Genomic DNA, 386 nt, shown 5'->3' on the forward strand with positions numbered 1-386 from the left:
CAGAGAAGAAGATCCGTTGTACCGCCTGAGATGTGGAAGAGCAGCACTTTCTGGCGGAAGAGCTCTTCCCCTTTTGCTGCAAACAGCGCTGCCGCCGCGTGTCCCTGCTGAGGGGTGGTATGGATGAGCGGGATGCCCCGGGCCTGCGCAAAGGCTGTGGCCGCGCTGACACCCGCCAGGAAGCAGGGCATATAGCTTCCCTCCACGGGGCGCGGCTTCTGGGAAACGCCCACTGCCGAGATCCGGGTCAGATCAAACTCCCGGCCAAGCTCCTCCCACATCTCGGGCAGAGCCGCGGTATGGTGGAAGAGCGCATCACTCTGCCGCAGGCCCAGTTGGCCCTCCTTGACCGGCAGAAAACGTTTCTTTGCGCAAACAACCTCTCC

The 386-nt window shown here is 62.4% G+C and carries 1 pseudogene; it reads right to left on the reverse strand.

Going from position 1 to position 386, the window contains the following annotated elements:
* A pseudogene (locus P0G09_RS15940) lies at positions 1-386 on the reverse strand (glycoprotease); the annotation flags it as partial.

The sequence above is a fragment of the Faecalibacterium sp. DFI.5.82 genome (assembly GCF_029076575.1).
GTDB classification, from domain to species: domain Bacteria; phylum Bacillota; class Clostridia; order Oscillospirales; family Ruminococcaceae; genus Faecalibacterium; species Faecalibacterium duncaniae.